Origin of the sequence: Actinomadura sp. NPDC049753 (assembly GCF_040674655.1) — a bacterium.
Taxonomy (GTDB): Bacteria; Actinomycetota; Actinomycetes; order Streptosporangiales; family Streptosporangiaceae; genus Spirillospora; species Spirillospora verrucosospora.
In genome coordinates this window covers 48710-62409 of record NZ_JBFARL010000026.1, presented here as the reverse complement: position 1 = coordinate 62409, position 13700 = coordinate 48710, and the positions used below count along the sequence as shown (strand labels likewise).

General features: G+C 74.7%; 18 protein-coding genes. 10 read left to right on the top strand and 8 right to left on the bottom strand.

Translation table 11 applies throughout. From position 1 onward, the window contains the following. Both AB0K37_RS10280 and AB0K37_RS10275 read right to left on the bottom strand, forming a co-directional pair. On the bottom strand, positions 1-338 hold a 338-nt coding region (locus AB0K37_RS10280; protein ID WP_363977757.1), incomplete at its 3' end, for a universal stress protein. Between the two features lie 234 nt (positions 339-572). Next, positions 573-1295, bottom strand: coding sequence for a hypothetical protein (locus AB0K37_RS10275; protein ID WP_363977754.1), 723 nt, complete (start codon positions 1293-1295; stop codon positions 573-575). Positions 1296-1564: 269 nt separating this feature from the next. On the opposite strand from AB0K37_RS10275, the gene AB0K37_RS10270 reads away from it, so the two are divergent. Together AB0K37_RS10270 and AB0K37_RS10265 are read left to right on the top strand one after the other, a co-directional pair. Beyond that, the gene (locus tag AB0K37_RS10270) at positions 1565-2146 is read left to right on the top strand and encodes a hypothetical protein (RefSeq protein ID WP_363977751.1); all 582 of its coding nucleotides are present in this window, start codon (positions 1565-1567) and stop codon (positions 2144-2146) included. A gap of 31 nt (positions 2147-2177) precedes the next feature. Then, positions 2178-3548: a wax ester/triacylglycerol synthase family O-acyltransferase gene (locus tag AB0K37_RS10265; protein ID WP_363977748.1), complete on the top strand. Its 1371-nt coding sequence runs from the start codon at positions 2178-2180 to the stop codon at positions 3546-3548. On the opposite strand, the gene AB0K37_RS10260 is transcribed toward AB0K37_RS10265, so the two are convergent. Next, positions 3517-3867 carry a hypothetical protein gene (locus tag AB0K37_RS10260; RefSeq protein ID WP_363977745.1) on the bottom strand — a complete coding sequence of 117 codons (351 nt, stop codon included), beginning with the start codon at positions 3865-3867 and terminating at the stop codon, positions 3517-3519. The genes AB0K37_RS10265 and AB0K37_RS10260 overlap by 32 nt on opposite strands. A 143-nt stretch (positions 3868-4010) precedes the next feature. Between AB0K37_RS10260 and AB0K37_RS10255 the strand changes: the two genes are divergently transcribed. Both AB0K37_RS10255 and AB0K37_RS10250 read left to right on the top strand, forming a co-directional pair. Then, on the top strand, positions 4011-5129 hold the full coding sequence (locus tag AB0K37_RS10255; protein ID WP_363977742.1) for a class I tRNA ligase family protein: 1119 nt from the start codon (positions 4011-4013) through the stop codon (positions 5127-5129). A gap of 45 nt (positions 5130-5174) precedes the next feature. Beyond that, entirely contained in the window at positions 5175-5405 is a 231-nt protein-coding gene (locus AB0K37_RS10250) for a hypothetical protein (RefSeq protein WP_363977739.1), read from the top strand. A 1-nt stretch (position 5406) separates the two neighbouring features. Here AB0K37_RS10250 and AB0K37_RS10245 read toward each other — a convergent pair whose 3' ends face one another. Both AB0K37_RS10245 and AB0K37_RS10240 read right to left on the bottom strand, forming a co-directional pair. After that, positions 5407-6822, bottom strand: a complete 1416-nt coding sequence (locus tag AB0K37_RS10245) for a HAMP domain-containing sensor histidine kinase (RefSeq protein WP_363977737.1) — start codon at positions 6820-6822, stop codon at positions 5407-5409. Continuing rightward, a complete protein-coding gene (locus tag AB0K37_RS10240; protein WP_363977734.1) occupies positions 6819-7559 on the bottom strand; it encodes a response regulator transcription factor in 741 nt (246 codons plus the stop codon). The genes AB0K37_RS10245 and AB0K37_RS10240 overlap by 4 nt, the downstream gene beginning before the upstream one ends. A gap of 114 nt (positions 7560-7673) precedes the next feature. On the opposite strand from AB0K37_RS10240, the gene AB0K37_RS10235 reads away from it, so the two are divergent. The 6 genes from AB0K37_RS10235 to AB0K37_RS10210 all read left to right on the top strand — a co-directional run bounded on the left by AB0K37_RS10235 (position 7674) and on the right by AB0K37_RS10210 (position 11697). Then, positions 7674-9032, top strand: a complete 1359-nt coding sequence (locus tag AB0K37_RS10235) for a ferric reductase-like transmembrane domain-containing protein (RefSeq protein ID WP_363977731.1) — start codon at positions 7674-7676, stop codon at positions 9030-9032. Positions 9033-9058: 26 nt separating this feature from the next. Further along, positions 9059-9487: an FMN-binding protein gene (locus AB0K37_RS10230; protein ID WP_363977728.1), complete on the top strand. Its 429-nt coding sequence runs from the start codon at positions 9059-9061 to the stop codon at positions 9485-9487. Then, a complete protein-coding gene (locus AB0K37_RS10225; protein WP_363977725.1) occupies positions 9480-10253 on the top strand; it encodes an FAD:protein FMN transferase in 774 nt (257 codons plus the stop codon). The genes AB0K37_RS10230 and AB0K37_RS10225 overlap by 8 nt, the downstream gene beginning before the upstream one ends. A gap of 140 nt (positions 10254-10393) precedes the next feature. Next, positions 10394-10609, top strand: a complete 216-nt coding sequence (locus AB0K37_RS10220; RefSeq protein WP_363977722.1) for a hypothetical protein — start codon at positions 10394-10396, stop codon at positions 10607-10609. 26 nt (positions 10610-10635) lie between these two features. After that, positions 10636-11475 carry a universal stress protein gene (locus AB0K37_RS10215; protein WP_363977719.1) on the top strand — a complete coding sequence of 280 codons (840 nt, stop codon included), beginning with the start codon at positions 10636-10638 and terminating at the stop codon, positions 11473-11475. Positions 11476-11508: 33 nt separating this feature from the next. Then, entirely contained in the window at positions 11509-11697 is a 189-nt protein-coding gene (locus AB0K37_RS10210) for a hypothetical protein (RefSeq protein WP_363977716.1), read from the top strand. A 4-nt stretch (positions 11698-11701) separates the two neighbouring features. Here AB0K37_RS10210 and AB0K37_RS10205 read toward each other — a convergent pair whose 3' ends face one another. The 3 genes from AB0K37_RS10205 to AB0K37_RS10195 form a co-directional block, all read right to left on the bottom strand. Continuing rightward, positions 11702-12172 (bottom strand): cyclic nucleotide-binding domain-containing protein, encoded by a 471-nt coding sequence (locus AB0K37_RS10205; protein ID WP_363977760.1) that lies wholly within the window; start codon positions 12170-12172, stop codon positions 11702-11704. Positions 12173-12216: 44 nt separating this feature from the next. Beyond that, entirely contained in the window at positions 12217-13062 is an 846-nt protein-coding gene (locus tag AB0K37_RS10200) for a universal stress protein (RefSeq protein WP_363977713.1), read from the bottom strand. Between the two features lie 97 nt (positions 13063-13159). Beyond that, entirely contained in the window at positions 13160-13573 is a 414-nt protein-coding gene (locus tag AB0K37_RS10195; RefSeq protein WP_363977710.1) for an OsmC family protein, read from the bottom strand. Between the last annotated feature and the right edge of the window lie 127 nt (positions 13574-13700).

Below are 13700 nucleotides of genomic sequence, written 5' to 3'. Positions count from 1 at the left end.
CCGAGCACCAGGAGCTCGGCGCCGGCCGACAGCTCCGTGAGCCGCTCCGCCGCCGACCCCTCCTCCGACACCGGCCTGACCGCGACCCCGGCCGTGCGCTGCCGGGCGCACTCGACGCCGTGGGCCAGCACGTGCTGCGCCGCCTCGTGCAGCGACCGCCGGCCCGCCTCCTCCAGTCCGGGGGCGACCCCCTGGTAGGGCCAGTGCCACGCGTGGCACAGCACCAGCGGAGATCCGCGCAGCTCCGCCTCGTCCAGCGCCCAGTCCAGCGCCTGCATGGCGTGCACCGATCCGTCGAATCCCACGACCACTTCGCGCGCGCCGCTTCCGTCAGACATCGCGAACCCCCGTCCCCTTCCGGATGGATCCGCAAAAGGCGCTCCCGGCCGGTGACCGGAAGACGGAGCCCGCGGAACGTGAAGGGGGCGGGAGAAGCCCTCCGCCGCTTAGGCAGCGTTTCGAGATGGACGGTGCGTGGTCTCCCACTTCTCCGTCCCTTTCTGCTCGACTTCTCTCGCCCGGTTTCATTCCATCTCGCCGCCGGCGCCCGGTACAGGGACGAAAGTCCCTCGTTACCGGAGGAGCCGAAGGTCCGCTCGGCGGGCCCGGCCGGCCTCCGCGTCCTCCGGCCCGGCGAACCCGCGCCGGGCGACGCGCCGGCGGAGCTCGTGGAACTGCCTGTGCTGCATGATGAAGTGCCCCGGCTCACCGATGAGCCAGGTGAACAGGCGGTCCGGGACCGAAGGCACCCCGCGTCCGCGCGTCCGCACGATCAGGCGCGTGCACCCGTCGGGCAGCCGGTGGAGGTGGAAGGCCCAGATCCCGTCCGCGTACGCCCGCGGCTTCGGTCCGCGCGGGTCGAACGACCTTCCGGACGGCAGCTCGATGTCGCTCCGCAGCACCAGGGTCCTGCCCGGAACGAGGACCTCGACGCGGAAGTAGGTCGTCCCGCCGGGGACCGTGGGCACGCGGTCGCCCGCCGCCAGGTCCTGCCATTCCGGAACGATGCGGTCCGCGCTTGGCCGCCCTCTGTTGTCGAGCAGGTCCCAGCTGTACCAGCCGCCCCGCCCGTATCCCATCTGCACCAGCCACGGCCAGACCGCCTCCGGCGGCGCGGGCAGCGACACCGCCATGGTGGACTGGCCCGTCGCGTTCTCGATGAGCTCGTCGCTCGGATACGAGGTGTCCGCCTCCGTGTAGGTGGCACCCCAGGACAGCAGCGCGGGACGGATCGCGGCCGCGTAGGCGGCGGCCGCGCCGCAGGCGAGCGCGAGACCGCGAACCCTCATGCTCATGACGAGTCCTCCCCCAGTCGATGACCGCTCGGTTCCACGCTGGCGGGCAGCGGTCCGCTTCAGCAGAGGCCTTCGCCACGTCGGCCGGGGACGTTCGTCCCTTCCGCCCTGGCGGTGCGCCATCGGCCGGACCGGAGAAAGGGACCTTCGGGCCCCCGCGGCGGGGACATCCGTCCGTGGCGCCCGGCGCGTCCCCGAGCAAGGCTGGAGGTACTGGAGGGATCCGGGCGACTGCCGAGGTCGTTCGGTCATCGACCCGGGGAGCAGGCATGAGGCCGCCGGAAGCCGGCACACACGCGGACCGCCTGCGGCGCCGCTGCGGGCTCGACGGCAACGACCTGCGCCGGAAGGTCGATCGGACGCAGTGGCGCGTCGGGCTCCTTCTGCTCCTGATCTTCCTGGTCGCCGCACCGATCGCCTGCGCCCACGTGGTCTCGTCCGTCCACACCGCGGGGGTCCGCGCCGAACGGTACGAGGCCGCGACGCGCCACCGCGTCGACGCGACGGTGGTCGGGGTCACGCCGCTGGAGTCCGGGCGCGAGGTCAACGTGGTCTGGACCGGTGCGGACGGCGCTCCGCACACCGGCCGATACACCAGCTGGCGCGCGACCGCGGTCGGCGAGCACCGCGTGCTCTGGACGGGTCCCCGCCACACCCTGGGAGAGATGGGCCCGCGGAAGCACGCGCGGACCATCGGCGACGACGTGTCGGCCGGCGCGGCGGTCCTGGCGGTGACGGGCCTGCCGATGCTCACCGTCTACCTCGTGTTCCGCTGGGGTTGCGACAGGCGCCGGTACCGGCAGTGGGACGACGAGTGGGCCGACTTCGACCGCCGCTCCCGTTCGACCTAGCAGACCTGAGACGGCACGCCGGAGGTGCACGATGCAGCGGATGAACGCGCTGGACGCGGGGATGTTCTTCGCCGAGAACGACACGACCCCGCTCCAGATCGGCACGGTGACCGTGTTCGAGGGCCCCGCGCCCGGCCACGCGGAGCTGGTGCGGGAGATCTTCGCCAGGCTCCGGTTCGCTCCCCGCTGCCGGCAGCGCGTCCGGACGGTCCCGCTCAACCTCGCGCACCCGGTCTGGATCGACGACCGCGGCTTCCGGATGGCGGACCACGTCCGGCACGTGGAGGCGCCCGCGCCCGGCGGCCCGGACGAGCTGGAGGAGCTGGCGGGCCGCGTCCTCGGCCGGCGGCTGGACCTCACCCGCTCGCCCTGGGAGGTGTGGCTGGTCGAGGGGCTGGAGGACGGACGCTGGGCCCTGATCTCCAAGGTGCACCACTGCATGGTCGACGGGCTCGCGGGGATCGACCTGCTGAGCGTGCTGCTCGACGCCGGCCCCGGGTGGTCGCCCGCCGGTCCCCGGCTGTGGACGCCCGCCCCGGAACCGTCCGGGCGGGCCGTCGTGCGCGGCGCCGTGGCGGACCGGCTGAGGGGGTTCGGGCGGCAGGCCGCCCGCCTCTTCCTCCCGGCCGTGCGCGAGTCGATCGCCGTCGCGGGCGCGGCTCCCGGCTACGCCGCGCGCCTCACCGGCCCCGGCGCGTCCTCGCTCAACGGCCCGACCGTTCCGCTCCGGCGCTGGTCGCGGACCTGCGCGAGCCTGGACGAGGTGGACCGGATCAGGCGCGCCCTCGGCGGATCGGTCAACGACGTCGTGCTCGCCGCGACCGCCTCCGGCTTCCGGTCGCTGCTGGCCGCCCGGGGCGTGCTCACCGCGGAGTCCGCCGTCCGCGCCCTGGTGCCCGTCTCGGTCCGGTCGCCCGACGAGCGGGGGATCCTGACGAACCGGGTGTCGGCGGTGCTGGTCGACCTGCCCTGCGGGGAGCCCGCCCCCCTGCGCCGCCTGCACCTGCTGCGGGAGCAGATGGACGGCGCGAAGAGCGCGGACCAGGCGGCCGGGCTCGACGCCTTCCTGCGGCTCGTCGGCGCCGCCCCCGGGCTGCTCGCCGTCGCGGCCCGCACGGCGCTGCGGCTGCGGCAGCCCCTGGTCCACACGATCGTCACCAACGTCCCCGGCCCCTCGTTCCCGCTGTACGCGATGGGGCGGCGGATGCTGGAGATGGACCCCTACATCCCCATCGTCGCCGGGTCGCGCGTCTCCGTCGGCATCGTGTCCTACGACGGCGTCCTGTCGTTCGGCGTCACCGGCGACCGCGACGCCCTCCCCGACCTGCCGACCCTGTGCACGGGTATCCGCGAGGGCGTCGACGAGCTCCTCAAGGAGGCGGCGCGGAAGGTTCCGGCATGACCGCCCGCGCGCGGCGGCGGCACTCGGCCTCTCCGGGCGCATCGGACGGCTCGTACTCGGCGACGCCGACCAGTCCACCGCGCAGCCACGCGCCGAGCGCGGCGTGGCCGTCGCCGTCCGTCCGGCAGACCCGGTCCGCGACCTGCTCGGAGACGGCCCGGTTGAGGCCGAAGAACCGCAGGTGGAGACTCTCCTCGCTCAGGCCGCGATGCAGGTCGCGCACCGCCGCCCGGTCCGCCTCCCCCAGCCTCCGGATCTCGACCTGCGTTCCGTCGGTCAGGAGCGCGAACACACGCGCGCCGGAAACGCTCTCCGTCATGCCCCAGCGTCGGACGGGGCGGCGCGGCCGGTCAGCGTCCCAAGGTCACCGGTCGTCGGGACCTTCGTCCCCCGGCCCGGAGAGGCCCGCCGGGTAGGACAGAGGGGAACACCGGTTCCGTCACCCTGAGGAGCGGCGCTCTCGTGGATCTCAACTCGCCCGGCCGCACGCTGCGGATCGGCGGCCGCCCCCTCCCGGTCGTCGGCCCCGCCCGCATGTACGTCTGCGGGATCACCCCGTACGACGCGACCCACCTCGGCCATGCCCGCACCTTCGTCTGGGCCGACGTCGCCGCCCGGGTCCTGCGGCACGCCGGCGGCGAGGTGCGCGTCTGCCGGAACGTCACCGACGTCGACGACGTGCTGGACCAGGCCGCGCACCGGGCGGGCAGCCCGTACGACAGCTTCGCCGCCGTCCAGCAGTTCTACTTCGAACGCGACCTGGAGGCCCTCGGCGTCCACGCCGTCGACCACCAGCCCCGCGCGCACAACCACGTCGGGGAGGTCGTCGCGCTCGCCCAGGGCCTCCTCGCCTCCGGCCACGCCTACGAGCGGGGAGGCGCGGTCCACTTCCGCGGCGGCGAGGTCCCGCGGCGCGCCGGCCTCGACGCCGGCCGGGCACGCGCGCTTCTTGCCGAGTACGGCGACGCGCCCGACGACCCCGGCCGGGACGACCCGTTCGACGTCGCGCTCTGGCGGCCGTCGCGGTCGGGCGAGCCGGCCTGGCCCAGTCCCTGGAGCGCGGGGCGGCCCGGCTGGCACGCCGAGTGCGCCGCGATGGCGATGACGACCTTCGGCCCGGCGCTGGACCTGCACGCCGGCGGCGACGACCTGCGGTTCCCCCACCACGCCTACGAGGCGGCCATGGCCGAGGCGCTGACCGGCGTGCGGCCGTTCTCCCGGGCCTGGCTGCACGTCGGGATGGTCCGCCGGGACGGCGCCAAGATGGCCAAGTCCACCGGCAACCTGGTACTGGTCTCGGATCTGGTCCAGGACCACCCGGCCTCCGCCGTCCGTTTCATGCTCCTCGCCGAGCCGTGGGCGCGGGAGTGGGAGTACACGCCCGGCTCCCTCGACCGCGCGGCGGCAGGGCTGGACCGCCTCCTCGCGGCGGCGGGGCGCGGCCGCTCCTCCCCCGCGGCGGAGGCCGCCGTGACGCGGGCGCTCCTCGACGACCTCGACGTGCGGACGGCACTCGAAGTGGCGGAGCAGGAGGGCGGCCGGACCGCCCGCCTGGTGACGCGGATCCTGGCCCTCGGGTGAGCGGCCGCCCTAAGGCCGCGTCCGAGGGGACCAAGGTCCCTGGGGATGCCGCCGCACGAGTCGAATGCTGGTGTCACCGGCCCGCGAGAGCGAGGAGGCCCCCTCGACGGCCTGCCCCTCAACGCCCACGCCGCCGCGGCCTCGATGCCGGAGGCGATCAGCCTGGCCGGCACCCGCCTGCGCGCCCGCGTGGAGAGCACGGCCCAGTACAAGGACCGCGGCACGGTGCGCCGGCACGGCGGCGCTCCCGGTGAAGGGGTGCGGGCGGGCCGCTGACTCAGCGCGGAAGCGTCACGCGGAACAGCGTGTGCTGGGCCTCGACGAGTTCGGCGCGGCCGCCGTGGGCGGCGGCCACCGCCTGGACGATGGCCAGTCCGAGTCCCGTGCCGCCCGCGCTGCGGGACCGGCTCTGGTCGGCGCGGACGAACCGCTGGAAGATCTCCTCGCGCAGGCCGGACGGGATGCCGGGGCCGTCGTCCTCCACGTCGAGGAGCACGGCGTCCGCCCTGACCGCGAGCCTCACGGTGACGTGGGTCCCGGGAGGCGTGTGGGCGCGCGCGTTGGCGAGCAGGTTGGCGACCAGCTGGTGGAGGCGCCGGGCGTCCCCGGTGACGGTCACCGGTTCCTCCGGGAGCACCAGTTCCCAGCGGTGCCGCGGCCCGGCGGCGCGGGCGTCGGCGGTGGCGTCCAGCACGATGCGGGTCAGGTCCGCCCGGCCCGTCTCCAGCGGGCGGCCGGCGTCCAGGCGGGCGAGGAGGAGCAGGTCGTCGACCAGTTCGGACATCCGCACCGACTCGGCCTCGATCCGTCCCAGCGCGTGCCGCACCTCGGACGGTACGGGCTCGGTCGTGCGGAGGGCGAGTTCGGCGTGCCCCCGGATCGCGGCGACGGGGGTGCGCAGCTCGTGGCTCGCGTCGGCGGCGAAGCGGCGGAGCCGCTCCTCGCTCGCGTGCCGGCGGGCCAGCGCGTTCTCGACGTGGCCGAGCATCCGGTTCAGCGCGGCGCCGACCTGCCCGACCTCCGTGCGGGGGTCGGTGTCGGGGACGCGCTCGGGCATCACCACCTCCCCGCTGGCCAGCGGCAGCTCGGTCACCCGGGACGCGGTCGCGGCGACCCGCCGCAGCGGGCGCAGGGCCAGCCCGACCCAGGCCGCCGCCGCGATCCCGGCGGCGGCGAGCACGGCCGCGAAGACGATCGCCTCCACCAGGACGACCCGGTGCAGCGTCTCCTCGGCGGGCCGCAGCGGCAGCCCGGTGACCAGGACGTCCCCGTCGTCGCCGCGGAGCGCCGACACCCGGTACTCCTCCAGCGCCGACAGGTCGAGCGAGCGCCCCCGGCCGTCGGGCGGGAGGGCGGCGAGGGCGCGCCTGTCGGCGGCGTCGAGCGGCACGGGCATGTCGGAGCTGTCACGCACGACGGCGGCCTCCGTCACCGTCCGGCCGAACAGCCGCGCGCCGAACGTCCCCGGCGCCTGCCCCCGGGTGTCCGGACGGTCGTCGGCGTCATGGCGCCGCTCGTGTTCGAGGCTCGCCGGGAACCGCCCGCCGGACGCGGTCAGCTGCTCGTCCAGCCGCCCCATCAGGAACCGGTCGAGCGCGGTCGCGGTGGCGACGCCCACGGCGAGGCAGCTCAGCGCCAGCAGGACGAGCAGCCCGGCGGTGAGCCGGGCCCGCAGCGTCCGCGGACCCCTCACGCGGCCCCCGGTTTCAGCACGTACCCGACGCCGCGCACCGTGTGGATCATCGGTGGCCGGCCCGCGTCGATCTTCTTGCGCAGGTAGCTGATGTACAGCTCGACGACGTGGGCCTGCCCGCCGAAGTCGTAGTCCCAGACGCGGTCGAGGATCTGGGCCTTGCTGAGGACCCGGCGCGGGTTGCGCATCAGGAACCGCAGCAGCTCGAACTCGGTGGGCGTCAGCTCCACGACCTCCCCGTCGCGGGTCACCTCCCGGGCGTCCTCGTCCATGGCCAGGGCGCCGACGGTGAGCAGCCGGCCCGTGTCGGCCGGCCGCGCCATGCCCGCCCGGCGCAGCAGCCCCCGCAGCCGCGCCAGCACCTCCTCCAGGCTGAACGGCTTGGTCACGTAGTCGTCGCCGCCCGCGGTGATGCCCGCGATGCGGTCCTCGACGGCGTCCTTGGCGGTCAGGAACAGCACGCACACGTCGGGGGAGTCGGCGCGCAGCCGCCGCAGCACCTGGAGGCCGTCGATGTCGGGGAGCATCACGTCCAGCACGACGGCGTCGGGGCGGAAGTCGCGCGCGGCGGCGAGCGCGCCCGTGCCGTCTCCGGCCGTCCGCACCGCCCAGCCCTCCGAGGCCAGCACGCGCGACAGCACTTCCGCCAGGTCGGGTTCGTCGTCGACGACGAGGACCCGTACGGGCGCCCCGTCGGCCCGCCGCAGGCCCGCCAACGCGGGTTCGTCCTTTGTCATGGTCGGCCCAGCATCCCTCTCCAACCTCTGCCTTTCCTCTGAAAAGGCTCTGAGAGGCGCCTTTCCCCATCGTGTCAGAGGGAACTCAGAGACTGCGTTGGCAGGGTGGCCGCCATGACGACGACCAGGTACGACATCGTGCGGCCGTCCCCGCAGGTCAGGCGGCCGTCGTGGCGCGTCCCGCCCTGGTGGCCGCAGGTGCTGATCTGCGCCGGCGCGCTCGCGGTGCTGGCGCTGTGGTGGCGGAGCACCGGTTCGATCACCGGTCTGGACGGCTGGCTGACCGAGGCCGGGCGCGTCACCGGGCTGCTGGCGGGATACGGCTGCGCCGTCCTGCTGGCCCTGATGGCCCGCGTGCCGGCGCTCGAACGGGGCGTGGGCACCGACCGGCTCGCCCGCTGGCACGCGATGGGCGGGCGGTACACCGTCTGCCTCGCGCTGGCGCACGCCCTCCTGATCATCTGGGGGTACGCGGTGACGGCCCGGACCGACGTCGTCCACGAGACGGCGACGGTGGTCGTCGACTACCCGGAGATGCTCAAGGGCACGGCCGGGTTCCTGCTCCTCCTCGGCATCGGGATCACATCCGCGAGGGCCGCCCGGCGGAGGATGCGCTACGAGACCTGGCACTACCTGCACTTCGCGACCTACCTGGCCATCTTCCTGGCGTTCTCGCACCAGCTCGCCAACGGCGCCCAGTTCGCCGGGTCACCCCTGGCGAAGGCGGCCTGGTACATCCTGTACATCGGCGTCGCCGTCACCCTCGCCTGGTTCCGGTTCCTGATGCCCGCCGTGCGCGGGATCCGGCACGGGCTGCGGGTCACCGCCGTCCACGCCGAGGCGCCCGGGGTCGTCTCCGTCTACATGAGCGGCCTCCACCTGCACGAGCTGCGCGCCGAACCGGGCCAGTTCTTCCGCTGGCGGTTCCTCGCTCCGGGCTTCTGGTGGACGGCGAACCCCTACTCGCTGTCCGAGCCGCCCCGCGGTCACCGGCTCCGCATCACCGTCAAGGAGGCCGGGGACCACAGCCGGGCGCTCGCCCGGCTCCGCCCCGGGACGCGGGTCTGGGCCGAGGGGCCCTACGGCGGGTTCACCGGGGCGCGGCCGCACCATGACCGGGCCCTGCTGATCGCCGGCGGCGTCGGCATCACCCCGCTGCGGACGCTGTTCGAGACCCTGCCCGGTGACGTGACCCTCGTCTATCTCGCCCGCAGGCCCGAGGACCTGGCCCTGCGCGGCGAGCTGGACGACATCGCCCGCGTCCGCGGCGCACGCGCCCACTACTTCGTCGACGAGCCGTCCCGCTACTCCCTGCCGCTGGACGGCCGGGCGCTGCGCGACCTCGTCCCCGACATCCGGCACCGGGACGTCTACCTGTGCGGGCCGCCCGGGATGATGGCCGCCGCCCAGGGCGCGCTCAAGCAGGCCGGCGTGCGACGCCGCCACGTCCGATCCGAGTCCTTCGAGTTCTGAGAGGTCCGCACCCTATGCGCCGAGCCGTGTTCACCACGAGCGCGACGATCGCGGGAGTCGTGCTGCTGCTGTCGTTGAAGCCGCACCACCACGACACCGCCGTGCCGCCCCCGGCCGCCGCGGGCGGCGGGACGAGCAACGGGACGAGCGGCGGCACGAGCGGCGGGGCGAACCCGGTGAGCCAGACCTTCCGGGGCGAAAGCGTCGACACCCGCTACGGGCCCGTCCAGGTCGAGATCACGATGTCGGGCGGCCACCTCACCGGCGTCCGCGTCCTGCGCTCGCCGTCGGAGAACGGCCGCGACCGCGAGATCGCCTCCTTCGCCCTCCCCGAGCTCACCAAGGAGGCCCTCGCGGCGGGCAACGCGCGCATCGACGCCGTGTCCGGCGCCACCTACACGAGCGAGGGATACATCACGTCCCTGCAGAGCGCCCTGGACAGCGCCCGTGCCTGAGGGAATCCGCCACGTGGAGCACGCGATGGGGACGGTGTTCTCCTTCGACATCCGCATGCCGCGCTCGCCGTCCATCGCCGCGGCACTCGCGCAGGCCGTCGCCTGGCTCCACCACGTCGACCGCGTCTTCTCCCCCTACCGCCCCGACAGCCAGGTCACGCGCCTGGCGGACGGCCGCGCCGGGCTCGGCGAGTGCGATCCCGAAGTCGCCGAGGTCCTGCGCCTCGGCGCGGAGTTCGAACGGGCCACCGGCGGCGCGTTCACCTGCGAACCGGGTGGCCGGCTCGATCCCAGCGGCGTGGTCAAGGGCTGGGCGATCGAGCGGGCGTCGACGATCCTCCACGACGCCGGCGCCCACGACCACTGCGTGAACGGCGGCGGCGACGTGCAGGCGCGCGGCGAGGCCGGGCCCGGTGAACCGTGGCGGATCGGCATCGCCGACCCCGGCGACCGCGGCAGGCTCATCGCCGCCGTGTCCGGGAACGACATCGCCGTCGCCACCTCGGGCACCGCCGAGCGCGGCCGGCACATCCTCGACCCCCGCACCGGGCGTCCCGCCGCGGGCCTCGTCTCCGTCACGCTGGTCGGACGCCACCTCACCGACGTCGACGCGCTCGCCACCGCGGCCTTCGCCATGGGCGACGCCGCCCGCGCCTGGCTCGAGGCCCGGCCGGAGATCGAGGCGCTCGGCATCACGTCCGAGGGCGGCCTGTGGTGGACGCCCGGCTTCGAGGACCTCGCCCTGCTTCCTTCCCGCCGGGCCTGAGGCCCGCGCCGCAAACGAAAGGACCGTCGCCGTTCGCGGCGGGGACGAAGGTCCCTACGGCCGAGCGGACGCGCGAGCGACGCTTGAGTCGGCACCGTGGCCGCCACCGGGGCGGCTCGCCGAGCTTAAGGAGCTTCGCGATGGCGAGGCAGATCTCCCATGGTTCGTCCGTCCCGGCTCTGGAACATCGCGTCGCGGTGCTGGAGCGGCAGGTGGCCGCGCTCGCCGAAGCGGCCCGGCTCCTGGCCGCCGCTCTGGAAGGCACGCCTCTGGACGCCCTCGACGACGGTGACACGGCACGGCGGGCGCACGAGCTTCTCCTGCTCCCGCCGCTGACGCCCGCCGCCGGGCACTGACCCCCCGACCCCCTCAGGAGAAGCGCATGTCCACGCAACGAACGGCGGTCCTGGTCGGGACCGACGGGTCCGCCCCCTCCGAACGCGCCATCGACTGGGCGGCCGACGAGGCCGCGCGCCTCGGCAAGGAACTGCACGTCCTCCACGTCCTGGAGACCCCGACGAGGACCGCCCCCGGCGACACGGGCGGCGACGCCGAATCACTCGTCGACGCCTGGAACCCGGTGCTGCGCGCCGGACGCGACGCGGCCCTGCGGCGCCACCCCCGCCTCAAGGTCGAGACGATGCTCGTCCACGACCGGACCGTGGCGGGCGGCCTGCGGCACTACACCGGCGAGGCCGCCGAGGTCGTCGTCGGGCATCGCGGCCGGGGCGGCTTCGCCTCGCTGCTGCTCGGCTCCACCGGCCTGCACCTGGCCGGGCACTACCCGGGCCCGGTGGTCATCGTCCGCGGCCACTCGGACACCCCCATCGGCGAGGTCGTCGTGGGCCTGGACCTGGCCGAGGACCCCGCCCCCGCGCTCGACCACGCGTTCGCAGCGGCCGCCGCCCGTGGCGCCCGGCTCCGCGTGCTGCACGCCTGGCGGCCCGCCGCCGGCTCAGGGGTGGACGTCCAACTCGCCGCCAACGGCCGCTACGACCGCCTGGCCTCGGCCCTGGCGCCGTGGCGCGCGCGCAACCCGGACGTCAAGGTCGTCGAGGACGTGGTCATCGGCCACCCGGTCCAGACGCTCGCGCAGGCCTCAGCGGAGGCCGACCTGGTCGTGGTCGGGTCCCGGGGCCGCTCGTTCCCGCTCGGCTCGGTCGGCCACGGCGTCGTCCACCACGCCCACTGCCCCGTCGCCGTCGTCCGCCCCCGCGACTGACACGGCGGCGCGGTCCCCCTCGAAGGACGCGCCATGAGCGCGCGACCGGCCCGCCGGAAGCCGGACGGTCGCGAGGTGCTCATCCGCGAGAACGAAGTACTCTTCCCCGCGATCGCCCGCGGCCTCGGCCTGCCCGGCGTCCGCGGGCTGACCGCCGAGCAGGACACCGCGCCGCCGAGCGCGAGCATGGGGTCACAGCGCTTGAAGGGTCACAGCGCTTGATCGGTCACATCACGCGGCCCAGGGCGCCGGGGGCCGTCTCGGCGAGCCGGGTCTGGGTCGCCTCCAGGCGGCCCACGACCTGCTCGGCGAAGCGGCGCGTCAGCTCGTAGCCGAGGGACGGGTCGACCGCACTCAGCGTCCGGACCAGCCGGCCGTCGAACTCGATCGCCTGGACCGGCGTGCTCGCGACCGCGCCGAACCGCCACCGGTGCGGGCGGAACAGCCATGACCAGCCCACCACCGACCCGGGCCCGAAGGTGTCGACCACGAGGGTCCCGCCTCCGGGGACGTGCATGTCGACGGCCACGCTCCCGTCGAGCAGGAGCCAGAACCGCTCCGCCGCGGCGGACTCCGCGAACATGCGGCGCCCCGCGGGGATGTCGGTGTGCCGGGCCGCCTTCGCCAGCCTGGTCAGATCCAGGCTCCGCATTCCGTCGAAGAACGGCTCGCGTGCCAGATCGGCCGCGGTCACCATGCTCACTTGGCTCGCCTACCTTCGGTGTTCTCCGGCGTCCGGCGTCATCCGGCCCGCTGCGGGACGATCGTGATCGTGGAGGGCGCGTGCTTGAGCAGCGCGTCGCTCGTCGCGCCGAGCGTCAGCGCCTTGACGGCGCCGGCGCCGCGCGAGCCCACCACCGTCAGCGTCGCGCCCTCCGCCGCCTCCAGCAGGGCCTCGCGGGGCGACCTGAGGACCAGCGACGTCCCGGCCTGGACGAAGGGGTACTTCACCAGCCAGGGCGCGACGGCCCGTTCCAGGACCGTTCCGCACACGTGGCGGAGCTTGTCCTCATCGCCGAAGAGCGACAGGTCGCCGTCGGGGGCGGAACCCGGATCCCAGCACCCGTACACCGCCCGCAGCCGCCAGCCGCGGAGCGCCGCCTCCTCGAACCCGAAGGCCAGCGCCGCGTCGGCGCCCGGGGAACCGTCCACGCCCACGACCACCAGACCGTCGGGTGAGGAAGCCGAGCGCACGACCGCGACCGGGTGGTCGGCCTGGGCCGCCACCCGCAGCGCGGTGGACCCGACGGACCTCTCCTCCGGCGGGTGCGAGCCGACGACGACGAGATCCGCGTCCGGCTCCTGGTTCAGCAGCGCGAGGGAGGGCCCCCCGGCGTCCAGCCGCTTGCGCACCTTCAGGCCGGGGGCCAGCTCATGCGCCAGCGCCACGCCGTGGTCGAGCATGTGCTCCCCCATCCGGCGGACGATGGCCACGCCCTCGCGGTCGCTGAAGTGGATCGGATACGGCCACTGCCAGGCGTGGCACACCGTCAGCGGCAGACGCCTGAGCCTGGCCTCCTCCACCGCCCAGCGCAGGGCGCGGTCGCCCTCGCTCGTTCCGTCGTATCCGACGACCACGTGGCTCATGACGCCCTCCTCCTCGGTCCGCCTTCATTCCACCGCCCGCGGGGCCCGCGCCCCCAGGGCCGAACGGCCCTCGGCGGCGGGACCTCCGGCGCGCCGCTCAGGCCGCCGTGACCTCGCTCTCCAGGCGCACGCCGATGCGGGGGGTGTCGAGGATCGAGTTGTGGACAGTGCAGGCCATGACGGCCGCCATCAGTCCCCCCACGTCCCGGTCGGGCAGGCGGACGGGAGGGCGCAGGCGCAGCTCGACGCGCGACACCCGGGCGGGGCCTTCCGGGCTCATCGCGTAGTCGACGGCGACCTCCAACCCGTTCGCGGGCAGGCAGCGCGCCTTGAGGTAGAGCCGGGCGTGGTGCGCGGTGCACGCGGCGAGGGACGCCACGAACAGCTCGACCGGCGTCGGCCCGGCGTCCATGCCTCCCCCCATGTACGGCTGGTCCACGTGGATCACGTGGTCGCGGACGATCACCGCGAAGGCGTCGTCCTCACGGTGGACGACCAGCATCTCGCTCATCGGTGCCACCTCCTCTGCTGACGGTTCCTCGCTTGGAGCCAAGCCTCGTTTTCGGGAGTCTTCGCAGGTAGAGCCGAAGGTCCTGCCGGAAGTCCCGGTGGAGGTGAGGCACCTCACGCGCGGACGG